The organism is Streptomyces sp. GSL17-111 (assembly GCF_037911585.1).
Taxonomy (GTDB): domain Bacteria; phylum Actinomycetota; class Actinomycetes; order Streptomycetales; family Streptomycetaceae; genus Streptomyces.
The window spans coordinates 5655062-5680452 of record NZ_JBAJNS010000001.1 but is presented as its reverse complement, the minus strand read 5'-3'; the positions used below and the strand labels follow the sequence as shown (position 1 = coordinate 5680452).

Sequence of the window (25391 nt, the reverse complement as noted above, 5' to 3'; positions counted from 1 at the left end):
TACCTTTTCCGGGCCTCCGGCGGCCGTTTCCGCTACCTCGGCCCCTACGAGGAGGTGACCGGGTGAGCACGTGAACCGGGTCGTTCGCCGGTGGTGGGAACGTGCGGCCGGGCCCGGTCGAGGACGGCGGCGGTGTCCACGCCGGTGGGCAGGGTGCCGAAGGCGACGCCCCAGTCGGCCCCGAGCCGGGAGGCGCAGAAGGCGTCGGCGACGGCCGGGGCCCCGTGGCGCTGGAGGAGCGATCCCTGCAGGACGAGCGCCATCGTCTCGACCGTGCGCCGGGCCCGGTAGGGGGCGTCGTCGGGACGGGCGAGGTCCTTGCGCAGCCGGGCCACCGCCGCGTCCAGGCGGCGGTCGGCTCCGGCCGCGAGGTCGACCTCCGCGAAGTACGCCTCCACGGTCTCGGGCTGACGGGCCATCGCGCGCAGGGCGTCGAGCGCCGCGACGTTGCCGGAGCCCTCCCAGATGCCCGCGAGGGGCGCCTCGCGGTAGAGGCGGGGCATGCCGGAGTCCTCGACGTAACCGTTGCCGCCCAGGCACTCCAGCGCTTCGGCGGCGTGGGGGGCGGCCCGCTTGCAGACCCAGTACTTGCTGACGGCCAGGGCGATCCGGCGGAACGGCTCCTCGGCGGGGTCGCCGCAGGCCGCCCGGTCCACGGCCCCGGCCAGCCGCATCGCCACGGCCGTCGCCGCCTCCGACTCCACGGCGAGGTCGGCCAGCACGTTGCGCATGAGCGGCTGGTCGAGGAGCCGGGCGCCGAAGGCGCTGCGGTGCGTGGCGTGGTGGACGGCCTCCACCACGCCACGCCGCATGCCGGAGGCGGAGGCGAGGGTGCAGTCCAGCCGCGTCATGTTGACCATCCGGATGATCGTCGCCACGCCGCGCCCCTCCTCCCCCACCAACTGGCCGAGGGCGCCCTCGTACTCGATCTCGGAGGAGGCGTTGGAGCGGTTGCCGAGCTTGTTCTTGAGCCGCTGCAGTCGCAGGGCGTTGCGTTCGCCGTCCGGCAGGACGCGGGGCACGAGGAAGCAGGAGAGCCCGCCGGGGGCCTGCGCGAGGGTGAGGAAGACGTCCGACATCGGGGCGGAGGTGAACCACTTGTGCCCCGTCAGCGCGTACCAGCCCTCCCCCGTGGGTTCGGCGCGGGTGGTGTTGGCGCGCACGTCCGATCCGCCCTGCTTCTCGGTCATGGACATCCCCGCGATGAGCCCGCTCTTGGCGGTCGGGACGCGCAGTCCGACGTCGTAGGAGGAGGACGTCAGCAGGGGCTCGTAGAGCGCGGCGAGCTCCGGCTGCGCGCGGAGGGCGGGCACGGCGGCGTAGGTCATGGAGACCGGGCACAGGTGGCCCGGGTCGGTCTGACCCCAGACGACCATCTTGGCGGCGCGGGCGACGTGCGCGCCGAGGCGTTCCTGCCGCCAGGGCGCGGCGTGCACACCGTGGGCGGTGGCGACCGTCATCAGGTCGTGCCAGTGCGGGTGGTACTCCACCTCGTCCACGCGGTGGCCGTAGCGGTCGTGGGTGTGCAGGACGGGCGGGTGCTCCTCCACGAGCCGGGCCCACTCCTGGGTGGCGCGTTCCCCGGCGAGGGTGCCGAGCTCGTGCAGTTCCTCCTCGGCCCAGCCGGCGCCTTCGCGGTGCAGCGCCTCCAGCAGCGCGGGGTCCTCGGCGACGTCGTGGCCGGTGAGGGGCGGGACCTGGTTGACGACGTCATGGGTGGCCGGCATCGGGGACTCCCAGGGCTCGGGTGACGAACGCGGTCAGTGCGGGCAGCGTGGCGGGGCCGGCGTCTCCTTGGGAGAGCGGCCCGACGAGGGCCTCCGCGCCCGCGCCGACGAGTGCGGAGGCGGTGAGGCGGGCGTCCTGCGGGGGCAGTACGCCGAGGGCCACCCCGGCGGCGATCCGCTCGGCGAACACGTCGCGGAAGGCGGTGCGGAAGAGGAGCCGCTCCCGGTCGACGGCCGGGGCCACCGGTTCGGCGAGGAGGGCGTAGGCCAGCCGCGGGGCCTTCAGGGCGCGGGAGGCGAAGGTCTCCACGACGGCCACCACGGCGGCGACGGGGTCGGGGTGCGCGGCGGCGGCCTCCGTCACCGCCGCGACCTCCCGCCGCACGACGGTGCGGAAGAGTTCGGCGACGAGGTCGGCCTTGGAGGGGAAGTGCCGGTACATGGTGCCGGTGGCCACGCCGGCGCGGGCGGCGACGGCGGACATCGAGCAGCCGCCGTACCCCTGCTCACGCAGGAGTCCGACGGCGGCTGCGAGGACGTCGGCCCGCTGGGCGTCCAGGCGGGCCTGGACGGCGGGCGTACGGCGGTACGGCACGTCAAGAAGTGAAGCACCGGTTCACTTCTTCGACAAGAGTCCGTGCGGCGCCGGCCGCCTACTTGACGGACCCGGCCGTCAGGCCCGACACCACGTGCCGTTCGATGAGGGCGAAGAGGACGACCACGGGCACGATGGCGACGACCGACGCGGCGAACAGGTAGTTCCACTGCACCGAGTAGTTGCCGATGAAGCCGTTGATCCCGACCGTCAGCGGCTGGCTCTCCGGGGTGGTCGCGAGGGTCAGGCCCATCACGAACTCGTTCCAGGCCGTGATGAAGGTGAAGATCAGGGCCGTGACCACACCGGGCACGGCCAGCGGCAGGGTGACGCGGACCAGGGCGCCGAAGCGGCCCGTTCCGTCGATCATCGCCGCCTCCTCCAGCTGGACGGGGATCGAGCCGATGTAGGCGGTCAGGATCCACACGGCGAAGGCGAGGTTGAACGCCGCGTTGCACAGGATCAGCGTCCACACCGAGTTGAGCATGTCCAGCTGGTGGAACTGCCGGTAGAGGCCGACGAGCAGCGAGGTGGGCTGGAACATCTGCGTGACCAGCACCAGCAGGAGGAACGCCTTCCGGCCGCGGAAGCGGGTCCGGGCCGTGTAGTAGGCGGCGGGCAGGGCGACCAGCAGGACGAGCAGCGTCGAACCGCCGGCGACCAGCAGACTGACCTTCAGGTTCTGGCCCAGCTCCGACTCCCGCCAGACGTCGACGAAGTTGGACCAGGCGAGGTCCCCCGGGAGGTAGCTCGCGTCGCGCAGCTCGTCGGCGGGGCGCAGGGCGGTGATGACCATCTCCGCGTACGGCAGGAGGAACACCACCGCGAGCGACCAGGCCACCGCGGCGATGAGCAGGGTGCGCGGGGCGAACCGGCGGGGGCGGCGCGGCGGCGCGGCCGTTGTGACCGCCGTGGAGCCGCCGCGGGTGCGCCCCGCGCCGGGCGGAGCGGTGGTCGTCGTGCGGGGGCTCATCGCGCCTCCTCCTTGCTGTCCGCGTTCCAGCGGCTGACCTTGAGGAACGCCACGACCATGAGCACCACGAGCGCGAAGTTCACCACCGACATGGCCGCCGACAGGCCGATGTCGGAACTCTTGAGCTGGTACATGAACACGGTGCTGGTAGCGGTGTCGCTGGCCGGGCCGCCCCGCGTCATGGCCCAGATGATGGGGAACGAGTTGAAGACGTTGATGAGGTTGATCACCACACCGACGAGGAAGGCGGGCCGCAGCAGCGGGAGGGTGACCAGGCGGTAGGTCTGCCAGGGGGACGTGCCGTCGACCCGGGCCGCCTCGTAGACCTCGCCGGGGATCGTCTGGAGTCCGGCGAGCAGGGTGTAGGTGGTGAACGGCAGGGAGACGAACACCGCCACGCACATCATCCAGGGCCAGGCCGTGGCGGGCGAGCCCAGCCAGTCCCGGGGGGCGTCGATGAGGCCGAGGTCGGTCATGAGGGTGTTGAGGACACCCGCCGTGCGGTCGAGCATCCAGGAGAAGCCGATGGCCGTCATCAGCACGGACGCCGCCCACGGGGCGATGAGCGCCCAGCGGGTGAGGCGGCGTCCGGGGAAGCGCTGGTTGAACAGCTGGGCCAGGGCCAGCGAGAGGGTCATGGTGACGCCGACGACGGCGACGGTCCACACGACGGTCGCCGTCAGCACGCCGGCGAGGTCGGGTTCGTCGAAGAGCCTGCGGTACTGCTCCAGCCCGGCCGAACCGCGGACGAAGCCGCTGATGCTGATGTTCAGGAAGGAGGTGCGGACCATCTCGTAGACGGGCCAGAGCACGACGAGCACGATGAGCGCGACGGCCGGGCCGATCCAGGGCAGGGGGCCGAGCCGCGCCACCATGCCCGACGGGCGGCGCGGGGCGCGGCTGCGGACTTCGCGCGGTGGACGCGGGGTGGTGTGGGTGGACACGGGATGCCTTCCGGGTGCTGGCGGTCCTGGCCGCCGAGGTGAACCGGGTGGGGCGCGGTGGGTGTGGGGCCGGCCGCGCCCGCCCCGGTGTGCCGCCCCGGACACCGCTGCGGGAGGGGGGTGTCCGGGGCGGGCGGGCCGGTGCGTCAGCGCTGGTCGGAGACGATGTCCTCGGCCTTGCGCTGGAGGTCCCCGAGGACCTCGGCGGGGTCGCCGGCGACGGCCGTCCCACCGCTCTGCTTGATCTCGGCGGAGACCGCGTCCCAGGTGACGTCACCGAGGGGGTAGAAGGACGCGTCGGGCAGGAGCTCGAAGAAGAGCTCCAGGTCCGGGTGGTCGCCGCCGGTCCGCATCCGCTCCAGGGTGTCGTCCGTGACGGGCATCAGGTTGTACCTCTCCATGAAGGAGAGCGTGTGCTCCTCGGCGTACGCGAAGTCGAGGAACTCCCTGATCTCCTCCTGGTGGCCGTTGTCCTTGAAGGCCATCATCCAGTCCGCGACGCCGAGAGTGGACTCCAGCGCGCCGTCCTTGCCGGGGATGGGGGCGACGCCGTAGTCGACCCCGCCGTCCTTGGACATCTGGATGAGCGACGGGTGCCCGTTGAGCATGGCGGCCTTGCCCGCCGCGAAGTCGGCGAACGCCGTCTTGCGCTCCGTGCTCTCGGGGTTCGCGTACGTGAGCCCGGGGTCGACGAGGTTGGACTTCAGCCATCGGAAGGTCTCGACGTTGGCCTCGCTGTCCAGGGTGTAGGCGCCGTCGGCGTCGGTGTAGCCACCGCCGTTGCCCAGCTCCCAGATCAGGGTCTCCCCCTGGGCCTCCTCCGGCCCGAGCGGCAGCGCGTAGGGCGTGACGCCGGGGACCTCGGCCTTGATCCGCTCGGCCGCCGCCCTGACGTCGTCCCAGGTCGCGGGCGGTTCGCTGATCCCCGCCGCGGAGAAGATCTCCTTGTTGTAGAAGAGCACGCGGGAGGAGGAGACGAAGGGGATGCCGTACTGCGTGCCGTCGACCTCGCCCGCCCGCGCGAAGCTGTCGACCAGGTTCTCGCGGGTCTCCGGCGAGAGCACGTCCTCGGCCGGGTGGAGCAGGTCGTCGGCGACCTTGTCCGCGAAGCCGCCGGTCTGGAGGACGTCCGGGACGTTTCCGCTCTGGATCATCGTCTTGACCTGCGAGTCGATGTCGTTCCAGTTGATGACCCGGACGTCGACCCGGATGCCGGGGTGGTCGGCCTCGAACGCCTCGGCGACCTCCTCCCAGTACACCGTGGTGCTGTTGGACGCCTTGTTGCCGTAGTCGGCAGCGACGAGCTTGAGGGTGACGGAGCCGTCGTCCGCGCCGCCACCGCCGCACGCCGTGAGGGCGAGGGCGCCGGCCAGGCAGGCCGCCGGGAATCTGAGCGTTCGCTTCTTCACTGCCGATACCGCCTTCGCGCTGCGGACCCGCTGCCGCGTCGGGTCCGGTCACCCCGGCGGAGCCCTCAGCCGGGGTGGCTGACTGGAAAAGCTACTTCACTGCGTGATGATGCGTGTAAGCCTTTCTCTGCGAGCAGCTTCACGCATTCACCGTGCTTGGAAGGGAGTATCCACGAACCGGCGGCCGGGGTCCAGGCTCTGTTACGGGTCCGTTGTCGACGCACCGTCAGGGTCGGCCCGCGCGTGGCCGTCCGTGGCCGCGCGTGGACGGAAACTGCTGACGGCGGCCGGATCTGGCATCGTGACGGGCGCGTGATCGCTCGGTGGCCGTGCCATGCCGCCGGCCTCGCGGCGCGGCCACCGGCCGTATGCACGAAAGACACGACGCCAGTGGAGGTCCAACGCATGTCCAAGCATGAGCGGTGGAGCACGTTGCTCGAACTGCTCGCCGCGAAGGGGCGCGTCGAGGTCGAGGAGGCCGCGACCGCCCTGGAGGTCTCCGCCGCGACCATCCGCCGGGACCTCGACGAGCTGGCGGAACAGCAGATGCTGCAGCGCACCCGCGGGGGCGCCGTCGCACACGGCGTGTCCTACGAGTTGCCACTGCGGTACAAGTCCTCCCGCCGGGCCCCGGAGAAGCAGCGCATCGCCGCGGCCGTCTCGGAGCTGATCAGCGAGGGCGAGGTCGTCGGCCTCAACGGGGGCACGACGACGACGGAGGTCGCGCGGACCCTCGGGCTGCGCACCGGCGGCGGCGCCCGCGAGGGCGCGCCCGGAAGTGCCACGGCGCCGCTGCTCACCATCGTGACAAACGCGCTGAACATCGCCGGGGAGCTGGCCGTACGGCCGCAGATAAAGATCGTCACCACCGGGGGCGTGGTCCGGCCGCAGACCTTCGAACTGGTCGGCCCGCTGACCGTGGGCGTCCTCAACGAGGTGGTGCTCGACGCGGTCGTGCTCGGCGTGGACGGCGTGGACCCGGGCCTGGGGATCATGACCCACCAGGAGGAGGAGGCGAGCATCAGCCGGCTGTTCGCGGAGCGCTCCCAGCGCGTCATCGTCGCCGCCGACTCCTCCAAGATGGGCAAGCGCGCCTTCGCCAGGATCTGCGGACTGGAGCGCATCGACGTGCTGGTGACCGACTCGGCGATCCCCGACCCCATGGTGGCCGGCCTCACCGAGGCGGGCGTGGAGGTGGTGGCGGTCTGAGGCGGCGGCACGGCCGGTGCCCGCCGCCCGCACACGCCGGGACGGGCGTGCGGGCGGCGGGCACCGGGACGGGCGTGCGGGTTCAGCCGACCTTCGGCATACCGGTGGGTCGGGAGTCCAGCCCGGGGCGGTGGTTGACCCAGGCGCCACGGGTGAAGTCGGGGAAGTCCACCGGACGGCCCTCGCGCCGCAGGGACTCGACGCTCAGGGCGACCGGTGCGCACCAGGCGGCCGAGTCGTAGACGTCGATGTCCGGGACGAGCCCGGCGCGCATCTGCTGGACGGTGCGCCACTGGAGGATGTAGTCCATGCCGCCGTGGCCGCCGTTCTCCTCGGCGTCGTCGCCGACCTCCCGCCAGAGCCAGTGGTCGAACTCCTTGCGGTAGCGGTCGAAGTCGCGCCACGCGTGGCCGTTGTGGTCGGGTTCCAGGTAGACCCGGCCGCCGGTGGCCGAGGTGCCGGCGTAGTCCTCGAAGATGCCCCGGCTGCCGGCGATGCTGTTGATGCGGCTGTAGGGACGCGGTGAGCTGACGTCGTGTTCGGCCCGCACGACCCGGCCCTGAGCGGTCTCGATCAGGCACGTGACGCGGTCGCCGTTGACGTAGGTCTCCTGCCACGAGGGGTGCGAGGCCGGCACGAAGCGCTCCCGGTAGTCGGCCAGCCCCCTCGGCTCCGTGGCGGTGGCGGCCAGGCTCACCATGCGGTCACCGCGGTTCACGTCCATGGCGGCGGCGATGGGGGCGAGGCCGTGCATGGGGTAGAGGGAGCCGGTGCTGCGAGTGTGCCACTTCCGCCGCCAGGCGTCGGTGTAGTACGTGTCGGAGAAGAGCAGGGCGCGCAGGTCGTGCAGGTAGCCCCCGTGTCCGTTGGTGATGTCACCGAACAGGCCCTCGTGGGCCATCTTCAGCATCGCCAGCTCGTTGCGGCCGTAGCTGCAGTTCTCGGCCAGGAAGAGGTGCCTGCGGGTCCGTTCGGAGGTGTCGACGAGGTCCCACAGCTCGCGCACCTCGGTGGCCACCGGGAGCTCGACGATCGCGTGGCTGCCCGCCCGCAGTGCGGCCCGGCCCTGCTCGTGGTGGAACTCCCAGGGCGTGGCGATGTAGACGAGGTCGAGCTCCTCGTCGCGCAGCATGCGCGCGTAGGAGTTCTCCGAACCCCCGTACTCCCGGGGCCGGTCCCTGCCGTCGGCCACGAGGGCGTCGGCGACCCGCGTCGCCCGGTCCGCCCGGACGTCGCACACGGCGGCCACCGTGCAGCCGGGTACTGCGGCCCAGCCCGGCGCCATGCCACGGCCCCGGTTCCCGAGCCCGACGATGCCGAGCCGCACCGTGCGGCGCGCCTCGAAGGGCACGTTGATCATCGACCTCTGGCCGCGTCCACGGCGGGGCACGGACGGGGCGGCCGCGGTGGCCGGGTGCGAAGACGCGGCACCGGCCGCGCCGGCACCGGCCGCGAGTGCCCCCGTGGCGAGGGCACCTCCCAGCACCAGACGACGCGAGAACTCCGACATTTCGGGCATGAAGCGGCACTCCTCGGAACTGGGAGTCATCACTGGCGGAACGACTGTGGCCGCACTGACACCTACATGTCAATAGTTGAGCTTTTCTCGCCTGCTTCACGCATGATCAAGCAAAATGAGTGACGCATCCCCCGCGCGAGACCGGCCGTGAGCCTGGGAACGGGTCGCCCCGATGGCGGGGACCGGTTCATACGGGTGCTGGTCGACGGGGGTGGGTCTGGCGGGCCGAGGAGCGGGAAGAGGGTCCTACGTGTCCTACGTCGTCCCCGAACCCATGATCAAACTGGCCCAGCGCCGCAACGAGCCGGTGGTCGTGCAGACGGTGCGTTCCGCCACCGCCGCGACGCTGGCCTACATCGCGGCGCTGTGGCTGCTCGGCTCCCGACCGCCGCCCCTGCTGGCGCCCCTGACGGCGCTACTGGTCGTACAGGTCACCCTCTACGCGACCCTCACCAGCGGCATCCGCCGGGTGAACGCCGTGGTGGCGGGGGTGCTGATCGCCGTCGGCTTCAGCGCGCTCGTGGGGCTGACCTGGTGGAGCCTGGGGCTGCTGATCATCTCCGCGCTGGTGCTGGGGCACGTCGTGCGGGCGGGTGAGTTCGTGCCCGAGGTGGCGATCTCCGCCATGCTCGTCCTGGGGGTGTCGCACGCGACGGACCTGGCGCTGAGCCGGGTGCTGGAGACGCTGATCGGCGCCGTGGTCGGGCTGCTGTTCAACATGGTGTTCCTGCCTCCCGTGTGGGTCGAGACGGCGGGCGAGGCCATCGAGGAGCTGGCCGGGCGGATGCGGCGGCTCCTGGAGGACATCGGCGAGGAGATCGGCGGCCACCAGCCGGTGGAGCGGGCGGCGCGCAGGCTGCACGAGGCACGGCGGCTGGACCACGACATCGTCCAGGTGGACGCCTCGCTGGTACGCGCCGAGGAGAGCGTCCGGTTCAATCCGCGGGTCAAGGAGGGGCTGCTGTCCCGGATCGTGCTGCGCACCGGGCTGGACACGCTGGAGATCTGCGCGGTGGTGCTCCGGGTCACGGCCCGCAGCCTCACCGACCTCGCCAAGCAGCGCACCGAGGAGGAGCTCTTCCCGCCCGACGTGGCCACGGCCCTGCGCGAACTGTTCATGTACATGGCGGGGGCGGTGGAGAGCTACGCGGTGCTCATCACGACCCAGATCACCACCAGCGCCGAGGAGGCGGAGGCCTTCCTGGAGACGGAGCTGGCCGCCGCGCGCGCCAGCCGCGAGCACGTCGCGCACCTGCTGCTGGCCACCGTGCGCGAACACCCCCGGCAGTGGCAGCTGCACGGCGCCCTCCTCGCGGAGATCGACCGGGTCCTGGACGAGTTGGACACGGAGAAGCGGGCGATGCGGCTCGCGGAGGAGCTCGACCGGTACTCCCAGGAGCGGCGGGACCAGCACCCGCGGCTGGACCGCCTCGTCCGCGCGGTGCGGCGGCGGACGGCGCGACTGCGCGCGGGCCGTTCCTGAGGCTCCCCACCGGGGCCGCGCGACGTCCGGCCGTGGGCCGAAGAGGTTCATCCCGTTTCCCCTCGGGTGGGGCGGCTACTGCGCCACTGAGCGGGACGTTCCGCGGACCGACGTCGAGAGGAGAAGGCCATGCCGCGACAACCGGGTGACGACGAAGAGAGGCCCGGCCCCACGCCGGGCGGGTCGCACGAGCCCGCCGACGGGCCCACCGGCCTGTCGAAGCGGTCCTGGAAGGGCGTGCTGAAGCGGACGGTCACGGAGTTCCGGGAGGACAACCTCACCGACTGGGCGGCCGCCCTGACCTACTACGGGGTCCTGTCCGTCTTCCCCGCACTCCTGGCCCTGGTGTCGGTCCTGGGGCTGATCGGCAGTTCGGCCATCCAGCCCCTCATCGACAACGTCGGCGAGCTGGCGCCCGGCGCGGTGCGGGACCTGCTCACGGACATGCTGGAGCAGTTGCAGAACCGACCCGGCGCGGCCGGGTTCGCCCTGGTCGCTGGTCTTCTCGTGGCCCTGTGGTCGGCCTCCGGGTACATCGCGGCCTTCATGCGGGCCGGCAACGCCATCTACGACGTCCGCGAAGGCCGCCCGCTCTGGAAGACGATCCCCACCCGGCTCGGCATCACGGTGGTGACCGTGGTGCTCCTGGCGGTGATCTCGGTGGGCGTGGTGTTCACCGGCGGGCTCGCCGAGCGGGCCGGAGAGGTCCTCGGCCTGGGCGACACCGTGGTCACCGTGTGGAACATCGCCAAGTGGCCGGTGCTCGTGCTGCTCGTGGCCCTCGTCTTCTCGCTCCTCTACTGGGCCGCGCCCAACGTGCGGCGGAGGTTCCGCTGGGTGACGCCGGGCGGGCTCCTGGCCGTCCTGGTGTGGCTGGTCGCCTCCGCGCTGTTCGCCCTGTACGCGGCCAACTTCGCCAGCTACGGCAAGACCTACGGAAGCCTGGCCACGGTCATCGTCTTCCTGGTGTGGCTGTGGATCTCCAACATCGCGATCCTGCTCGGCCTGGAGCTCAACGCCGAACTCGAGCGGGGACGGGCGATCGAGAGCGGCCACCCGCCGGAGGAGGAGCCCTACGTCGAGCCGCGCGACACCCGCACGTTCGACGAGTGACGGGCGCGGGCTCAGGCGTCGGCACGGCGGCCGGGACCGGACTCCCGGCCGCCCGCGGTCTCGCGCGGCACCGAGCCGGAGTTCTCCGGCGGGTCGAGCAGCAGGGCCTCCAGGATGCGGCGGACGTCCAGGACGAGGGCGCCGAAGAGCACCATCGTCTCGGCGCCCCGCGCGGCTTCCCGCTCGGCCAGGTCGCGCAGCGCGTCGTGCACGCGCCGGGCCTCCTCCACGGCCTCGCGCAGCTCGGCCCGGTCGGCCTCGGGGGTGTCCCCGGTGACCAGGCGGCCGTGGGCGGCGCAGGCGTCGGCGACCCGGTGCAGGAAGGTCGCGTAGAGGGTGGTGGCCTCGGAGTCGGGGCGGCGACTGATCCGTTCCTCGTCCGCCGCCTCGGTGAGGGTACGGGTGAGGTCGCCGAGGTGGTCGCTGACGCGCTCCAGCACCCACACGGTGTGCTGTTGCGGCCCCTCCAGCCGCCCCTGCCGGGCCCGGGCCCGGCGGCGGGGGTTGAGCCACCGGCTCTCCCGGTCCCAGGCGAGGGTGGAGCGGACGTCGGTGATGAGGCCGGGGACGCGGCGGGCCCGTTCGTCCCAGTGCCGGGCCTCGCGGTGTGTCCACGCGTCCTCGGCCAGGCCGTCCGCGACGAACTCCAGCACCTCCCGCACTTCCCGCACGACGCCCTCCACCGCGCTCTGGGCGCTGCGCAGGTACATCGGCGGGAGCACGAAGAGGTTGACGGCCACGGCGATGGCCGCGCCGAGCAGCGCCTCCAGGACGCGGGCGCCCGCCGCGTAGGCGCTGGGCTCGCCGTAGCTGAGGGTGAACAGGGCCGCGGTGGCCCCGTAGACGCCCTGCGTGCCGAGCCGGGGCCAGTTGCCGAGGACCAGCAGGACGGGCAGCACGATCGCCATGGCCAGCAGTTCGCTCGGGACGGCCTCCCCGACGAGCGTCGCCAGCACCGTGCCCAGGGTGATGGCGAAGAGCTGCTGCCACCCGTGGGTGAAGGACCGGTAGACGGTCGACTGGCTGAGGACGACGGCGACCCAGGGCGCGATGACCGGCATCGGCAGGCCGAGGCCGTCGGCGACGCCCCAGGCGAGCAGGGCGGCCAGCGCGGCCTTCAGGGACTGGACCAGCAGGTCGCGCTCGCGGCCCGGCCCCCGGGTGGCCCGCCGGGCCGCCCTGCCGACCGCCAGGGCCTCTCCCCGGACGGACGCGATCATCAGACGTGCTCGTGTCATCCGGACCGGGTTGCCCGTCCGGCCGATCGCACACGCACGCCTGCCGGGCCGGGGCCGGTCCCGGGCGTCAGGGCCCGCCCTCCTCCTGCTGGCGGCGGACGGCGTCGGGCTCCCCCGCCGCGTCCCGGGGGACGTCGGTGCCGGTGGGCGGGTCCACCTCGACCGGCGGGTGCCAGGGGCCGCGCTCCATGTGCTCGCCCGGCTGGAGCCCCTCGACCGGCCCCTCGGCGATCTCGGGCTGCTGCACGTCGCTCCCGGCGACGTTCGGGGTGTCGGCCTTGCCGATGCGTGCGGGGGCGTCGTCCTCCTCGCCGCTCCCCTCCCCTGCGGCGCCCTCCGCCGCCTCGGGCGTCTCGCGGCGGTCGCGGTCGTCGTCTGCGGTGGGCATGGGCTCTACCTCCCGGTACTGGGCGGCTGGGTCGTCCGCTCGCGGTACCCGCCCACCGGCCGGGCACACCTGGGGCCCGGCTCGCGTGCCGGCGAGTGGCGCCGTCACTCGGGCCAGGTGTGGCGCAGGGCGGGCAGCAGGGTCCGCTCGGCCCAGTCGAGGAAGGCGGGCTGGGTCTCCCCGCCGACCTGGACGACCGCCACCTCCGTGAACCCCGCCTCCACGTAGGGGGCGACGGCGGCGATGAAGCGGTCCGGATCGTCGCCGCACGGAATGGACCCGGCGACGTCGTCGGGGCGGACGAATTGGGTGGCGGCCGCGAACGCGGTCGGTCCGGGGAGTTCGGCGTTGACCTTCCACCCGCCCGCGAACCACCGGAACTGGTCGTGGGCCCGTGCCACGGCGGCGTCCCGGTCGGGGTCGTAGGAGATCGGCAGCTGGCCGACCCGGGGCTTGCCCGCACCGCCGTGACGGGCGAACGACTCCAGCAGTTCGCTCTTGGGCTCGGTGGCGATGACCAGGTCGGCCAGGCGCCCCGCGAGACCGCAGGACTGCTGCCCGGAGACCGCGATGCCGATGGGCGGTGCCTGCTCGGGCAGGTCCCACAGCTTCGCCGACTCGACGTCGTAGTGCGTGCCACGGTGGTTGACGTACCCGCCGGCGAAGAGGGCCCTGATGATCTCCACGGCCTCCTCGAGCATCTCGTGCCGTACGTCGGCGGGCGGCCAGCCGCCGCCGACGACGTGTTCGTTGAGGTTCTCCCCCGCTCCGAGGCCCAGGCGGAAGCGGCCGCCGGACAGCAGCTGCAGGGTCGCCGCCTTCTGCGCGACCACGGCCGGGTGGTAGCGCAGGATCGGGCAGGTCACGTAGGTCATCAGCGGGATGCGGGTGGTCGCCTGCGCGGCGGCGCCCAGCACCGTCCACGCGTGCGGGGCGTGCCCCTGGGAGGCGAGCCAGGGGAAGTAGTGGTCGGAGGTGACGGAGAAGTCGAAACCCGCCCGCTCGGCGAGGACGAGGTGGTCCACGAGGTCGGTCGGGCCTGCCTGCTCGGTCATCATCGTGTAGCCGAATCGCACCATCCGGCCCGCTGTTCCCGCCGGGGGCGGGGAGGAAACGCCGCCCAGGGCCGAAGGAGTGACACGGGGCGTGCGGCACGGGGTCAGGGCCGGACGTGCACCTCCACGGACAGGTCACCGGCGCCGGTGTACGTGAACGCGGCGGTGCGGTTCCGGCCGACCCGCACCGCCGGGTAGCGGTAGACGGCGCGCTTGTCGGGGACGTCGTCCAGGATGCGGGCGAGGCGTACCGCGTCGGCGTCGGCGTGACGCCCCGCGCCGTTCGGGCGCAGCCACAGCTCCCACTCGGTGCGGTCCCGGTCCGCCGGCTGCCGGCCGGCGAGTTCCGCGAGGTCCAGCCGGGCGGTGACGTAGGCGTCCTGCCGGGTGACCGGCACGATCAGCGCGGGGGTGTCCAGACCCCGTGCGCGGGCCTCCAGGCAGGCGTGGGCGGTGGGTTCGGCGCCCAGGAGCAGCGCCTCCACCGTCCCGGTGTCCTCGGTGAGGTGGATGCGGCCGGCCTCGGCGTGGGGCCAGCGCAGCCAGGTCCGCACGGAGAGGTTGCCGTACTTGGTGGTGTAGGGCAGGCACACCGCCCCCTCGGTGCGCCGGGCGCGGCCCGCGTCGTCGGCGAGGGTCCGCAGGTCGTTCACCCCGGGCCGCAGCCGGGTCCGCTGGGACTCGCCCCGCGTGACGTGGGCGTCCCAGCGGCCCTCCGCCAGGCGCAGGGCCAGCGGGAGGGTCGCGGTGAGGGAGCCGCCGCCGGGGGATTCGGTGAGGGGCAGGTGCACGCTGTCGGCGGGCGTGTCGCCGCCGCGCCGCTGCAGCAGCAGCGTCTCCCACCGGCCGCCGGCGGTCGGCACGGCGACGGTGAACGTGATGTCGCCCGCCTGGTCGGAGACGCAGTCGGCGTGCGGGGCGGGCGGGGGGCCGGGGTCGGCGGAGCGCTCCGGATCGCGGCCGGTGTCGTCGTCGGTGGTCAGGGAGAGGGTCATGCGGCGGATCCTTTGCTGCGGGTGGCGGCGCGGGCTCTGCGCAGGCCGTCCCGGGCGGTGAACGCGGTGCTGAGGAGGGCTCCGCGGGCGCGGTGCGCCGTGGTGCGCGCGGTGCCCAGCCGGGCCCCGCGTCCGCGGCGGGTGGCGAGTTCGGTGAAGAGATCGGTGTAGCGCTCGGCCACGAGCGCGGGGTCGTAGCGGCGGGCGTTGTCCCGGGCCGCGGCGCCCATACGGCGGCGCAGGTCGTCGTCACCGATGAGTTGGAGCAGCCCGTCGGCGATGGCGCCCACGTCGTTCATGGTGACGAGACGGCCGTCTACGCCGTCCTTGATGATCTCGGCCGGGCCGTGCGGGCAGCGGGTGGCGACGACGGGCAGGCCGCAGCGCATCGCCTCGACGATGGTCATACCGAAGGCCTCCAGGCTGGAGGTGGACGCGGCGATGGAGCCCTTGCACCACTCGGACTCGATGGGGTGCGCGGCGCCCATCAGGAAGGCGTGGTTGTAGAGGCCGAGACTGTCGATGCAGTCGCGCAGCCGGTCGCGCTGCGGTCCCGCGCCGTAGACGCGCAGCCGCCAGTCGGGGCGCTCGGCGACGACCCGGGCGAAGGCCCGCAGCAGCAGGTCGTAGCGCTTGGCGGGGGCCAGCCGGCCCGCCGCGACGACCCACTTGGCGCCGGGGTCGGCAGGGGCGACGGCGGGTTCCGGCACGCCGTTGGGCACCGCCTCCACCCGGACGCCGGGCAGCCGCATCCGTCTGCGGTAGTCGGCGGCGTCGGTCTCGGTGACGGTGGTGAGGGCGTCCAGCCGGGGGTAGGCGTCGCGCAGCGTCAGCCGGAGCCGGCGGGAGTGACACGCCAGTGTGAGGTGTTCCTGGCCGACGAGCACGGGCCCGCGCGGCGCCCGCAGGGCGAGGAGGGTGTTGAGCCCGGGGCGGGTGCCGACGATGACGTCGGCGTCGCAGGTGCGCAGGTACTCCTCGATGCGGGCGTCGGTGAGGGCGCTGTAGCGGGTGTAGTGGCCGTCGGCCCTCGGGTAGTGCCGGGAGGGCCGCTGGTGGTCGGGGTGGTCGCCGTCGTGGTCGGGGCCGGCGGGACGCAGGTCGACGAGGTGGCGCAGCCGCACGCCCGGGCCGGGGTCGAAGACGGGCCGGTCGCGGTGCCGGAAGACCGAGACGACCTCCACGTCGTGCTGTTCGGAAAGGGCCTGAGCGGAGTTCAGCGTCGTGCGGATCGTCCCGCCGATGCCGTAGGCGTGGTGGATGAGAAGGGCGATGCGCATGGGTCGGTGTCCTCACGTCCTCGGGGCGCGGGGACGTGCGGCGCGTCCCCGCGCCGGACGTCCGGGCCGCCGCTCGGCGGGAGCTCCGGGTACGGGCGGGCACGGACGGCGTGCCGCGCCATGTCCGATAAGCACCGTAAGTCCCTTTTCAGACTGTAATGCTCAGCACGTCATCCGTCCGGTTGCCCGTCAGGGCGTGTCCGGGGACGGTCCGTCCCGGAGGCGGGACGGCGGGGCGCGGCTGCGCGGGTCATGAGGATCCTTCCCCTCGGCGCTCGGCGGTCCGCTCCGGACGTCCCGGAGGCGGCGGCCCGGGCCGGGTACCCGGGACCGGCGAGGTATGCCCACCGTCCGTGCCCGAGCCCCGCTCGTACCCCGGCGGGCACGGCGCACGGCGGTGGGTCAGCCGCCCACCGCGCGGCGGACGGCCGTCGTGGCCTTCCGCGCGGCGACGAGGACCGGATCCCACACCGGGGAGAAGGGCGGCGCGTACCCGAGGTCGAGCGCCGTCATCTGTTCCACCGTGAGCTTGGCCGTCAGCGCCACCGCCGCGACGTCCACCCGCTTCCCCGCCCCCTCCCGGCCGACGATCTGAACGCCCAGCAGCCGGCCCGTGCGGTGCTCGGCGAGCATCTTGACGTGCATCGGGGCGGCACCGGGGAAGTACCCGGCACGGCTGGTGGACTCCACGGTGACCGTCACGTAGCGCAGTCCGAGGTCCCTCGCCTGTTGCTCCAGCAGCCCGGTCCGGGCGATCTCCAGGTCGCACACCTTGCTCACGGCGGTCCCGACGACACCGGGGAACGTCGCGTAGTCGCCGCCGACGTTGGCCCCGATGACCTGGCCGTGCTTGTTGGCGTGGGTGCCCAGCGCGATGTGCCGGGTGCGCCCGCCGACGAGGTCGGGCACCTCCACGCAGTCCCCGCCGGCCCAGATGTCGCGATGGCCGCGGACCCGCTGGGTGGTGTCGGTGAGCAGCCCGCCGAAGTCGCCGACCGGAAGACCGGCCGCACGGGCGAGCGCCGTCTCCGGGCGCACTCCGAGGCCGAGGACGACGACATCGGCCGGATACGCCGTGCCGTCACCGGTGACGACCTCGGTGACGTGGCCGTCCGCCGAGGCGTGCAGCGCGGTGACGTCGGCGCCCGTGACGGTGGAGATGCCCATGTCGTCCATCGCCTGGCGGACCAACCGACCCATGTCGGGGTCCAGGGTGTTCATGGGTTGCTCGGCCTGGTCCAGCACGGTGACCGCGTACCCCCGGCGGACGAGGGCCTCGGACATCTCCACCCCGATGTAGCCGGCCCCGATGACGACGGCCTCCCGCCGCCGGCCGGGGACGTCCCCGGATCGGCGCCCCCCGGCCTCCTCCTCGGCCTCCAGGGCCTCCAGGGCCTCCAGGAGGGCGCGTCCCTCGTCGAGGGTCTGCACGCCGTGCACCCCGGCGGCGTCGATGCCGGGCAGGGAGGGGCGCACGGGGCGGGCTCCGGTGGCCAGCACGAGGTGGTCGTAGCTCAGCCAGGCATCCCCGGAGGGAACGGCGTCGGCACCGGAGGGGCGCAGCCGCACACGCCGCCGCTCGACGTCCAGCGCGGTGGCCTCGGTCCGCATGCGCACCTCAAGGCCACGCCGGCGGTGCTCCTCGGGCGTGCGCACCACGAGCTCCTCGGCGCCGCCGACGTCACCCGCGACCCAGTAGGGAATGCCGCAGGAGGAGTAGGACGTGAAGTCGCCGCGCTCCAGGACGACGATCTCCAGTTCCTCCGGGGTGCGGAGCCTGCGGGCGTGGGAGGCGGCCGCCATGCCCGTCGCGTTCCCGCCGATGACCACCATGCGCTGCGCGTCCGCCATGCCGTCCGTTCCCTCCGTAGCGTCGCCGACCTGCGCGGTAACCTGCCCGCCGGGGCCACGGGCATGCCCACCCCACCCCGGACGGCCGTAGAGTCGGGGTATGGCGGCAGACGAGGGACCCGTGCGGGTCGACAGCTGGATCTGGTCCGTGCGGCTGGTGAAGACCCGGTCGCTGGCGGCGACCGCCTGCCGGGCGGGGCACGTCAAGGTCAACGGGGAGCGGGCGAAACCGGCGCAATCGGTGAAGCCCGGCGACGAGGTGCGGGTGTGGCACGCGGGCCGGGAGCGCGTCGTCGAGGTGGTGCGGGTGGTGCGCAAGCGGGTCGGGGCACCGGTCGCGGTGCAGGCCTACGTCGACAACACGCCCGCGCCGCCGCCCGTGGAGCAGTTCGTGGCCGCGCCCCGGCGGGACCGGGGTGCCGGGCGGCCGACCAAGCGGGACCGCCGCGAACTCGACCGGCTGCGGGGCCAGTGATCCCGGGCCTCCCGTCAGCCGCGCCGGGCACCGGTGGCGCCCCGGGCCGCGTCGCCCGTGGCGGACGGCGTCGTCTCGGCCTCGACCTCGCGGCGGATGCGCTGGCAGGTGGAGCTGATCAGGCGGGAGACGTGCATCTGCGAGATGCCGACCTCGGCGGCGATCCGGCTCTGTGACATGTCGCAGAAGAAGCGCAGGTAGAGGATGCGGCGTTCCCGCTCCGGGAGCTTGCGCAGCCTCGGCTTGACCGACTCGCGGTAGATGACGCGGTCGTACCCGGGCTCGCAGTCGCCCAGCGTGTCGGCGCGGGTGAAGGCGTCCTCGGCGTGCGGGTAGGGCGAGTCCAGGGAGAGCGTGCGGTAGCTCTCCAGGGCCTCCATGCCCAGTTGCACGTCCTCCTCGCTGAGCCCGGTGTGCTCGGCGATCTGGGCGATGGTGGGGCTGCGCCGGTCGAGGGTGAGACTCAGCTCCCGTCGGCTGGCGCGGACCTTGTTGCGCAGTTCCTGCACCCGCCGGGGGACGTGGAGGTCCCACAGGTTGTCCCGGAAGTGCCGGCGCAGTTCGCCGACGATGGTCGGCACGGCGTAGCTCTCGAAGGCGCAGCCCCGCCCGGGGTCGTAGCGGTCGACGGCCTTGACCAGGCCGAGCGCGGCGACCTGCTGGAGGTCCTCCAGGCTCTCGCTCCGGTTGCGATAGCGATGGGCCAGCCGGTAGGCCATGGGCACCCAGGCCCGCACGATCTCCTGCTGCAGCCGCTCGCGCTCCCGGCCGGGCGGCAGTGAGGCGAGCCGTTCCAGGTCACCCGCCGTGTCCGGCGCGTCGTCATGAGGGTGGCGGGCGCGCTTCGTTCGGGGAACTACGGTGCTCATCTGCTTCGCTCTCCCAGTGACACGCTTGGCGACGGTGATGGGCGGGTGACCGCGGGAGCAGGCACGCGCAGAGTTCTTCTCGGCGGAGTACGGGCAGATCACGGACGACCGAAGGTGGTCACCCTGCGTGGCGACGAGCGGGCCTCGGGCCGAAGCGCAATCCGTCGCTCCTTGACGCTCTGTGACCGGACCGTGCCGCCGGCCGTCTCCTCTTCAACTCTGCGTCGGGGTCCTGGCGACCGCAAACGCAGGCCGCGCGTCGCGGCCGAGTCCCGCCCGGCATCACCCGGACGGCGGCGCGGTCCACGGAAGCGGGCCCGGAACGGCCGCACCGTTGACCTGATCGGAAGACGGCGGGAATTCGACGCATCCGATCAGGTGTGGAACCGGTCGGGGGCGGTAAGAAGAACAGTGCCCGCCCGGTGTGCATCCCCCGTCGCACCGGGCGGGTTCTCGCGTCCGGGGCCGCCCGGTGCGACGCCGGGGCCGGTGGCGGGCGCGCGGACGGGCGTCGATACCACAGCGGCCGCTCCCGGTGGGCGGCGAACCGTCCCAGGTCACTCGTGGGTGCGAGCCGTCCCCCGAGCCCGCTCCCCCCGCCGCGCGGCGTGGCTAGCATGACTGCTCAGTGTGGCGCGTGGGTCACGTTCGGTCGCGGTGGCGACCGTCCGCACGCACCGTGCGCGGACGGCGCGGTCCCCGCGACACCGCTGCGCGTTCAGTCGTTCCAGCAACCGAGGACCGAGCATGTCAGTGCCAGTGACCACCCGTCAGCAGCTCGAACCGGCGCGGCCCGGGCTCCTCGCCGGGGCCGGGGCGCTGGCGGTGACCGCCGTGCTGGGCACGGCCGTGACGCTCGCGGCGCCCGGCTCCGCCCGGCCGTGGACGGCGGGGACCGCGGTCGTCGCCGGTGCGGCCGTCGCGGTGCTGGCGTGCGTGGCGGCCGTGACGGCCCGCCGCTCGGGCCGAACGGCGGCCGCGGCGGCGGCGGAGGTCGAGCGGCTGCGCGGACGGCTGGCCCAGGCGGGCGCCCGAGCGGCGCGGGCCGCGGACGACGCGGCGGAGCTCGCCGACGTCATTCTCCCGGCGGTGGTGCGGCAGGTACGTGACGGCGCGTCGGCAGGCACCGCGCTGGACCGGGTGCCGGGCCCCGGCAGCCCGCAGCTGGACCGGTTGCTGCGCCGGTGCGCCGAGGAGATCGCCGTCGGCGAGCGCCGCAGCGCGGCGGCCATGGCCGCCGCCGTGAAGGCCGTCGACCGGGTGCAGGCCCAGGCCAACACGATCCTCGCCCAGCTGAGGGACATGCAGGATCGTTACGACGAGGAGGTCCTGGGCGACCTCATGACGGTCGACCACCACACCGCGCAGCTCAGCCTGCTCGCGGACCGGCTGGCCGTCCTCATGGGCGGCACCGCGAGCCGTCAGTGGAACAAGCCGATCGTCATGGAACGCATCCTGCGCGGCGCGGTGGGGCGCATCGCCGCCTACCCGCGCGTGCGGCTGCACTGCACGAGCACGGCCGCGATCGTCGGGTACGCGGCGGAGGGCGTGATGCACGCCCTGGCCGAACTGATGGACAACGCGGCGAACTTCTCACCCCCCACCGACGAGGTGCACGTCTACGTGGAGGAGCGCACGGCGGGGCTCGTCGTCACCATCGAGGACAGCGGTCTGACGATGGCCGACGCCGCCTTGCGCCGTGCCGAGGAGTGCGTGTCGGGCTGCTGCACGGACCTCGCGACGCTTCAGGGCACCCGTCTCGGTCTCGCCGTGGTCGGCCGCCTCACGATGAAGCACCGGCTCACGGTCAGCTTTCGGCCGTCCTCACGCGGCGGCACCGGTGTCGTCGTGCTGGTCCCCCAGGAACTCATCGCCCAGCCGCCCCTTCCCGAGCCCGCCGCCACCGTCCCGGCTCCGGCGGCGACGCCAGCGGGCGAGTGGGACACGTTCCCCGCACCGAGGCGGCCCCGCCCCCCGAGCGCCCCGAGCGTGGCGTCCGCACCGGCCGACGGGGGCGGCGGCGACGGGGCCGACGGCGGCGGGTTGCCCAAGCGGCAGCGGGGCCGGACCCTCGCGGCCTCGCCCGGCGCCCCGGCGCCGCAGTCGGGCTCCCCGCCCCCCGCCATCCCGCCCGCCGCACCCGCACCGCACCGTCGTCCGCACGCCGACGCGGGAAGCCGCTTCAGTGCCTTCCGCGACGCCGGACGGCCCCCCTCGTCCCCCCCGACCGGATTGGAGGCACGGGCCGCGTCGCCGCACCACGGAAGCGACCGGCCCGGGAACCACGATGCAGACGACTGACCGCAGCCTGGACTGGCTGCTGGAGAACCTCCTCACCCGCACGCCCGGCGCCCGGCACGCCCTCGTGCTCAGCCGGGACGGCCTGAAGCTGTGCTGGAGCGAGCAGCTGACCGTCGACAAGGCCGACCAGCTCGCCGCGATCGCCTCGGGCATCCAGAGCCTGGCACACGGCGCGTCGATCGAGTTCGGCGACGGCACCGGCGGGGTCCGGCAGTCGATGACGGAGTTCCACGGCGGGCTGCTGTTCATCGTGGAGGCCGGTGCGGGCGCCCACCTGGCGGTGCTGGCCGCCGACGACGCCGATCCGGGCGTCGTCGGGCACCAGATGAGCGAGCTGGTGGAACAGCTGGGCGCGCACCTCAGCGCGGCGCCCCGGCAGGCCGACGAGGAGATCCGGACGGTATGACCGGACGGCCCGTCGACCTCGGTGAGCCCGACCGGCTGTACACCCTCACCGGTGGGCGCCACCGGCCGGACGACGCGTGCTTCGACCTCGTCACCCTCGTGGTCAGCGAGTGCGAGCCGACACCCGGTATGCAGTCCGAGCACGTCCGCATCCTGGAGCTGTGCCGGCGGCCGACGGCGGTCGTCGAGGTCTCCGCCGACCTGGGCCTGCCGGTGACGGTCACCCGCATCCTGCTCGGCGACCTCCTCGCGACGCGTCGGGTCACCGCCCGTCACCCCCGGCCGGTGCCCCGCGCCACGTTGCCCGACTCCGCGCTGCTGAAACAGGTGCTCGATGGACTTCACCACCTCTGACCGGGCCACGCGGGCGCCCCTGGGCCCGACGGCCGACACGGGACTGAAGATCGTGGTGGTAGGCGGCTTCGGCGTGGGGAAGACCACGCTCGTGCGTTCGGTGAGCGAGATCCGGCCGCTGAACACCGAGGAGGTGCTGACCCGGGCCGGGATCGGCGTCGACGACCCCACCGGGGCGGCGGGCAAGAACACGACCACCGTGGCGTTCGACTTCGGCCGCATCACCCTCAACGCGCGCATGGTGCTGTACGTCTTCGGCGCACCCGGTCAGGAACGCTTCTGGTTCCTCTGGGAGCGGCTGTTCAGCGGCACGCTGGGGGCCGTCGTCCTCGTCGACACCCGGCGCCTGGCCGACTCCTGGTACGCCATCGACCGCCTCGAACACCACGGGACGCCGTTCGTGGTGGCCGTGAACCGCTTCACGGAGGCGGTGCCGCACGGCCTGACGGACGTGCGCGAGGCGCTGTCCCTCTCCGACGACGTGCCGATGCTCGACTGCGACGCCCGGGAGCGGGCGTCGGCCACGTCCGTGCTCATCGGGCTCGTCAACCACCTGTACGACCTGTCCACGGCCCGGGAGACGACGTGACCGACCCCATGACCGCCGAGCCCCTCGCGGCTCCCCCGCAGTGCCCGGCACGGGCGGAGGCGACGCGCCTGAGCGGCCTGGAGTACCAGCAGTCGCCCGCCGAGCTGTACCGGGAGCTGCGGCAGCGGCACGGCCCGGTGGCCCCGATCCTGCTGGACGGCGACGTGCCGGCCTGGCTCGTCCTCGGATACCGGGAGGTGCGCCACGTCACCAGCCACGACGAGCTGTTCGCGCGCGACTCCCGGCGCTGGAACGCCTGGCCGGCGATCCCGGCCGACTGGCCGCTGCTGCCGTTCGTCGGCCACCAGCCCTCGGTGCTGTTCACCGAGGGCGCGGAGCACCAGCGCCGCTCCGGCGTCCTCAGTGACGCGCTGGGCGGGGTCGACCAGTTCGAGCTGCGGACCACCTGCCGGCGGATCGCCGACACACTGATCGACGTGTTCGCCGGACGCGGCGCGGCCGACCTCCAGGCGTCCTTCGCGCACCCGCTGCCGATGCTGGCCGCCGTCCAGATGTGCGGGATGCCACCGGGCGGCGCGGACACCGCCGGCCTGGCCGAGGACCTGTGCATCTCGCTGGACGCCGCCGAGGACGACGACCCGGTCGCCGCCTACGGGCGGGTGCGGGAGCGCATCCAGGCCCTGGTGCGGACCAAGCGGGCCGCACCGGGCGCCGACGTCACCTCGCGGATGCTCGGGCACCCGGCGGGCCTGGCCGAGGAGGAGATCGTCCAGGACCTCGTCTCGGTCATCGCGGCCGCGCAGCAGCCGACGGCGAACTGGATCGGCAACGCGCTGCGGCTGATGCTCACCGACGACCGCTTCGCGCTCGACCTGACCGGAGGCCGGCTGAGCATCGACCAGGCGCTGACCGAGGTGCTGTGGCTGGACACCCCGACGCAGAACTTCATCGGGCGCTGGGCGGTGCGGGACACCCAGCTCGGCGGTCGGCTCGTTCGCGAGGGCGACTGCCTGGTGCTCGGTTTCGCCGCGGCCAACACCGACCCGCGGATCTGGCCGCAGGGCCATGTGGGAGCGGCAGGCAACTCCGCCCACCTCTCCTTCAGCCACGGCGAGCACCGCTGCCCGTACCCGGCCCCCCAGTTGGCCGAGGTGATCGCCCGCAGCGCGATCGAGGCGCTGCTGGAGCGGCTGCCGGACGTCGTCCTGGCGGTGGAGCCCGGCGAGCTGCGCTGGCGGCCGTCGGTGTGGATGCGCGGACTGACCGCTCTGCCCGTGCGGTTCACCCCCGCGCCGTCTGCGCGGGCCGCCGCACCGGGGTGAAGCGGACGGGCAGCCGCGCGGGACCGCGCGTGAAGACCCCCCGCTCCTGCGGCGGGTGGCCCGGGGCGAGGCGCAGGTCGGGGAGCGCGTCGAGGAGGAGGTTGACGCCGGTCTCCACCTCCGCCCTGGCCAGCAGGGCGCCGACGCAGAAGTGGCGGCCGAGGGCGAAGGCGAGGTGGTCGGCGGCGGCCGAGAAGGCGCGGGTGGTGGTGAGGTCGTCGCGGAAGATGTCGAAGGTGTCCGGGTGCGCGTAGCGGTCGGGGTCCCGGTTCGCCGCGCCGATCAGGCAGGTGACGGTGGAGCCGCCGGGTATGGTGCCGCCGGCGATGTCGACGTCGGCCGCCGTCTGCCGCATGATCATGTGCACCGGCGGGGTGTAGCGCAGGGTCTCGGCGAACGCCCGGTCCACCAGCGTGCGGTCGGCCCGGACGGCGGCGAGCTGCTCGGGGTGGGTGAGCAGGTTCGCGAACAGGGAGGCGACGGCCTTGTCGGTGGTCTCGCCCCCGGCGGCCAGCAGCAGGCTGCAGAACGCCTTGATGTCCTCGTCGCTCATGCGGGTGCCGTCGACCTCGGCGGTGCAGAGGGCGGAGAGCAGGTCGTCACCGGGGTTCTCCCGGCGGGCGGCGATGACCGGGAACAGGTACTCGGCGAACTCGACGCGGGTCCGCTCCCCCGCCGCCGCGACCTCCGGGTCGCCGGAGAGGTTGCCCAGGAACGCGATCACGGAGGTGTACCAGCCGTGGAACCGGGCGTGGTCCGCCCGGTCGAGGCCGAGCATGTCGGCGATGACGCCCACGGGGAAGCGGGTCGCGAACTGGCCCACCAGGTCGGCCTCCCCGTCCTCCCGGAAGCCGTCCAGGAGCTCGCGGGCGTTGCGCTCGATGACGGGGAGGAACTTCTCCCGCAGGTCGACGCCTCGGAACGCCGGGGCCACCAGGGCGCGGCGCACGGCGTGTTCCCGGCCGCTGAGCTGGAGGATCGTCCGTCCGTGCACGGGCTCGACCTGCCAGGCGTAGTTGTCCGTGGTGAAGCCGGGGTCCTTGAAGGCCCGTTCCACGTCGGCGTAGCGGGAGAGGAGGTAACCGCCGGTCGCCTCGTGCCGGATGAGCGGGGCGTGCTCCCGCATGAGCCGGTAGGCGGAGTAGGGGTCGGCCGCGAAGGCGGGCGACAGGATGTCGGGGATCTGCGGTGCGCTGTCCATCGTGCTCCCCACGTCGAACGGGCCCTTCCCTCAAGGCTATTGACGAGTGCCCGCCGCGAACAGGGCACCTGCGGGCGGCCCCGCGCACGGTCGGTGTGGTCCCATGGCGGGGTGTGCGCACAGCGGGGCGCACAC

The 25391-nt window shown here is 73.5% G+C and carries 23 protein-coding genes; 9 read left to right on the top strand and 14 right to left on the bottom strand.

Annotated features, from left to right (window positions below; all coding sequences use genetic code 11):
* Positions 1–44: 44 nt before the first annotated feature.
* The 5 genes from V6D49_RS25255 to V6D49_RS25235 all read right to left on the bottom strand — a co-directional run bounded on the left by V6D49_RS25255 (position 45) and on the right by V6D49_RS25235 (position 5648).
* Positions 45–1727 (bottom strand): acyl-CoA dehydrogenase family protein, encoded by a 1683-nt coding sequence (locus tag V6D49_RS25255; protein ID WP_340563286.1) that lies wholly within the window; start codon positions 1725–1727, stop codon positions 45–47.
* Complete coding sequence (locus V6D49_RS25250) at positions 1711–2322, bottom strand: TetR/AcrR family transcriptional regulator (RefSeq protein ID WP_340563285.1); 612 nt, start codon at positions 2320–2322, stop codon at positions 1711–1713. Before V6D49_RS25250 ends, V6D49_RS25255 begins: the two co-directional genes overlap by 17 nt.
* A 58-nt stretch (positions 2323–2380) precedes the next feature.
* On the bottom strand, positions 2381–3295 hold the full coding sequence (locus tag V6D49_RS25245; RefSeq protein WP_340563284.1) for a carbohydrate ABC transporter permease: 915 nt from the start codon (positions 3293–3295) through the stop codon (positions 2381–2383).
* The gene (locus tag V6D49_RS25240; protein ID WP_340564324.1) at positions 3292–4170 is read right to left on the bottom strand and encodes a carbohydrate ABC transporter permease; all 879 of its coding nucleotides are present in this window, start codon (positions 4168–4170) and stop codon (positions 3292–3294) included. Before V6D49_RS25240 ends, V6D49_RS25245 begins: the two co-directional genes overlap by 4 nt.
* 215 nt (positions 4171–4385) lie before the next feature.
* A complete protein-coding gene (locus tag V6D49_RS25235; protein WP_340563281.1) occupies positions 4386–5648 on the bottom strand; it encodes an extracellular solute-binding protein in 1263 nt (420 codons plus the stop codon).
* 405 nt (positions 5649–6053) lie between these two features.
* On the opposite strand from V6D49_RS25235, the gene V6D49_RS25230 reads away from it, so the two are divergent.
* Entirely contained in the window at positions 6054–6857 is an 804-nt protein-coding gene (locus V6D49_RS25230) for a DeoR/GlpR family DNA-binding transcription regulator (protein WP_340563279.1), read from the top strand.
* Between the two features lie 82 nt (positions 6858–6939).
* On the opposite strand, the gene V6D49_RS25225 is transcribed toward V6D49_RS25230, so the two are convergent.
* Positions 6940–8406, bottom strand: a complete 1467-nt coding sequence (locus V6D49_RS25225) for a Gfo/Idh/MocA family protein (RefSeq protein ID WP_445330600.1) — start codon at positions 8404–8406, stop codon at positions 6940–6942.
* Between the two features lie 244 nt (positions 8407–8650).
* Between V6D49_RS25225 and V6D49_RS25220 the strand changes: the two genes are divergently transcribed.
* Complete coding sequence (locus V6D49_RS25220; protein WP_340564321.1) at positions 8651–9859, top strand: FUSC family protein; 1209 nt, start codon at positions 8651–8653, stop codon at positions 9857–9859.
* A 129-nt stretch (positions 9860–9988) separates the two neighbouring features.
* Complete coding sequence (locus V6D49_RS25215; protein ID WP_340563277.1) at positions 9989–10972, top strand: YihY/virulence factor BrkB family protein; 984 nt, start codon at positions 9989–9991, stop codon at positions 10970–10972.
* A gap of 11 nt (positions 10973–10983) precedes the next feature.
* Here the strand turns inward: V6D49_RS25215 and V6D49_RS25210 are convergent, their stop codons facing one another.
* From V6D49_RS25210 to V6D49_RS25185, 6 genes are all read right to left on the bottom strand, one after another.
* Entirely contained in the window at positions 10984–12210 is a 1227-nt protein-coding gene (locus tag V6D49_RS25210) for an FUSC family protein (RefSeq protein ID WP_340563275.1), read from the bottom strand.
* Positions 12211–12277: 67 nt separating this feature from the next.
* Positions 12278–12598 carry a hypothetical protein gene (locus V6D49_RS25205; protein ID WP_340563273.1) on the bottom strand — a complete coding sequence of 107 codons (321 nt, stop codon included), beginning with the start codon at positions 12596–12598 and terminating at the stop codon, positions 12278–12280.
* A 104-nt stretch (positions 12599–12702) separates the two neighbouring features.
* On the bottom strand, positions 12703–13677 hold the full coding sequence (locus V6D49_RS25200) for an LLM class F420-dependent oxidoreductase (protein WP_340563272.1): 975 nt from the start codon (positions 13675–13677) through the stop codon (positions 12703–12705).
* Positions 13678–13757: 80 nt separating this feature from the next.
* Complete coding sequence (locus V6D49_RS25195) at positions 13758–14648, bottom strand: hypothetical protein (RefSeq protein WP_340563270.1); 891 nt, start codon at positions 14646–14648, stop codon at positions 13758–13760.
* A complete protein-coding gene (locus V6D49_RS25190; RefSeq protein ID WP_340563267.1) occupies positions 14645–15928 on the bottom strand; it encodes a glycosyltransferase family 4 protein in 1284 nt (427 codons plus the stop codon). The genes V6D49_RS25195 and V6D49_RS25190 overlap by 4 nt, the downstream gene beginning before the upstream one ends.
* A gap of 402 nt (positions 15929–16330) precedes the next feature.
* Entirely contained in the window at positions 16331–17779 is a 1449-nt protein-coding gene (locus V6D49_RS25185) for an FAD-dependent oxidoreductase (protein ID WP_340563264.1), read from the bottom strand.
* Between the two features lie 100 nt (positions 17780–17879).
* Between V6D49_RS25185 and V6D49_RS25180 the strand changes: the two genes are divergently transcribed.
* The gene (locus V6D49_RS25180; protein ID WP_340563262.1) at positions 17880–18254 is read left to right on the top strand and encodes an RNA-binding S4 domain-containing protein; all 375 of its coding nucleotides are present in this window, start codon (positions 17880–17882) and stop codon (positions 18252–18254) included.
* A gap of 14 nt (positions 18255–18268) precedes the next feature.
* Here the strand turns inward: V6D49_RS25180 and V6D49_RS25175 are convergent, their stop codons facing one another.
* Entirely contained in the window at positions 18269–19123 is an 855-nt protein-coding gene (locus tag V6D49_RS25175) for a SigB/SigF/SigG family RNA polymerase sigma factor (protein WP_340563259.1), read from the bottom strand.
* A 747-nt stretch (positions 19124–19870) separates the two neighbouring features.
* Here V6D49_RS25175 and V6D49_RS25170 point away from each other — a divergent pair.
* Genes V6D49_RS25170 through V6D49_RS25150 form a run of 5 tightly spaced genes read left to right on the top strand, consistent with a single transcriptional unit; the run spans position 19871 to position 24055 of the window.
* Entirely contained in the window at positions 19871–21424 is a 1554-nt protein-coding gene (locus tag V6D49_RS25170; RefSeq protein WP_340563258.1) for a sensor histidine kinase, read from the top strand.
* The gene (locus V6D49_RS25165) at positions 21411–21830 is read left to right on the top strand and encodes a roadblock/LC7 domain-containing protein (protein WP_340563255.1); all 420 of its coding nucleotides are present in this window, start codon (positions 21411–21413) and stop codon (positions 21828–21830) included. Before V6D49_RS25170 ends, V6D49_RS25165 begins: the two co-directional genes overlap by 14 nt.
* Positions 21827–22183 carry a DUF742 domain-containing protein gene (locus V6D49_RS25160; RefSeq protein WP_340563253.1) on the top strand — a complete coding sequence of 119 codons (357 nt, stop codon included), beginning with the start codon at positions 21827–21829 and terminating at the stop codon, positions 22181–22183. The genes V6D49_RS25165 and V6D49_RS25160 overlap by 4 nt, the downstream gene beginning before the upstream one ends.
* Positions 22164–22772, top strand: coding sequence for a GTP-binding protein (locus V6D49_RS25155; protein ID WP_340563250.1), 609 nt, complete (start codon positions 22164–22166; stop codon positions 22770–22772). Before V6D49_RS25160 ends, V6D49_RS25155 begins: the two co-directional genes overlap by 20 nt.
* Positions 22769–24055, top strand: a complete 1287-nt coding sequence (locus V6D49_RS25150; RefSeq protein ID WP_445330599.1) for a cytochrome P450 — start codon at positions 22769–22771, stop codon at positions 24053–24055. Before V6D49_RS25155 ends, V6D49_RS25150 begins: the two co-directional genes overlap by 4 nt.
* Here the strand turns inward: V6D49_RS25150 and V6D49_RS25145 are convergent.
* Positions 24015–25256 (bottom strand): cytochrome P450, encoded by a 1242-nt coding sequence (locus tag V6D49_RS25145; protein ID WP_340563248.1) that lies wholly within the window; start codon positions 25254–25256, stop codon positions 24015–24017. The genes V6D49_RS25150 and V6D49_RS25145 overlap by 41 nt on opposite strands.
* Positions 25257–25391: the final 135 nt, after the last annotated feature.

Coding starts and splice junctions, on each gene's coding strand:
- V6D49_RS25170 (WP_340563258.1), top strand. CDS start 19,871: ATGTCAGTGCCAGTGACCACCCGTCAGCAGCTCGAACCGGCGCGGCCC.
- V6D49_RS25160 (WP_340563253.1), top strand. CDS start 21,827: ATGACCGGACGGCCCGTCGACCTCGGTGAGCCCGACCGGCTGTACACC.
- V6D49_RS25225 (WP_445330600.1), bottom strand. CDS start 8,406: ATGACTCCCAGTTCCGAGGAGTGCCGCTTCATGCCCGAAATGTCGGAG.
- V6D49_RS25185 (WP_340563264.1), bottom strand. CDS start 17,779: ATGGCGGACGCGCAGCGCATGGTGGTCATCGGCGGGAACGCGACGGGC.
- V6D49_RS25215 (WP_340563277.1), top strand. CDS start 9,989: ATGCCGCGACAACCGGGTGACGACGAAGAGAGGCCCGGCCCCACGCCG.
- V6D49_RS25245 (WP_340563284.1), bottom strand. CDS start 3,295: ATGAGCCCCCGCACGACGACCACCGCTCCGCCCGGCGCGGGGCGCACC.
- V6D49_RS25180 (WP_340563262.1), top strand. CDS start 17,880: ATGGCGGCAGACGAGGGACCCGTGCGGGTCGACAGCTGGATCTGGTCC.
- V6D49_RS25155 (WP_340563250.1), top strand. CDS start 22,164: ATGGACTTCACCACCTCTGACCGGGCCACGCGGGCGCCCCTGGGCCCG.
- V6D49_RS25165 (WP_340563255.1), top strand. CDS start 21,411: ATGCAGACGACTGACCGCAGCCTGGACTGGCTGCTGGAGAACCTCCTC.
- V6D49_RS25195 (WP_340563270.1), bottom strand. CDS start 14,648: ATGACCCTCTCCCTGACCACCGACGACGACACCGGCCGCGATCCGGAG.
- V6D49_RS25210 (WP_340563275.1), bottom strand. CDS start 12,210: ATGACACGAGCACGTCTGATGATCGCGTCCGTCCGGGGAGAGGCCCTG.
- V6D49_RS25145 (WP_340563248.1), bottom strand. CDS start 25,256: ATGGACAGCGCACCGCAGATCCCCGACATCCTGTCGCCCGCCTTCGCG.
- V6D49_RS25230 (WP_340563279.1), top strand. CDS start 6,054: ATGTCCAAGCATGAGCGGTGGAGCACGTTGCTCGAACTGCTCGCCGCG.
- V6D49_RS25220 (WP_340564321.1), top strand. CDS start 8,651: ATGATCAAACTGGCCCAGCGCCGCAACGAGCCGGTGGTCGTGCAGACG.
- V6D49_RS25175 (WP_340563259.1), bottom strand. CDS start 19,123: ATGAGCACCGTAGTTCCCCGAACGAAGCGCGCCCGCCACCCTCATGAC.
- V6D49_RS25240 (WP_340564324.1), bottom strand. CDS start 4,170: ATGGTGGCGCGGCTCGGCCCCCTGCCCTGGATCGGCCCGGCCGTCGCG.
- V6D49_RS25200 (WP_340563272.1), bottom strand. CDS start 13,677: ATGGTGCGATTCGGCTACACGATGATGACCGAGCAGGCAGGCCCGACC.
- V6D49_RS25205 (WP_340563273.1), bottom strand. CDS start 12,598: ATGCCCACCGCAGACGACGACCGCGACCGCCGCGAGACGCCCGAGGCG.
- V6D49_RS25190 (WP_340563267.1), bottom strand. CDS start 15,928: ATGCGCATCGCCCTTCTCATCCACCACGCCTACGGCATCGGCGGGACG.
- V6D49_RS25255 (WP_340563286.1), bottom strand. CDS start 1,727: ATGCCGGCCACCCATGACGTCGTCAACCAGGTCCCGCCCCTCACCGGC.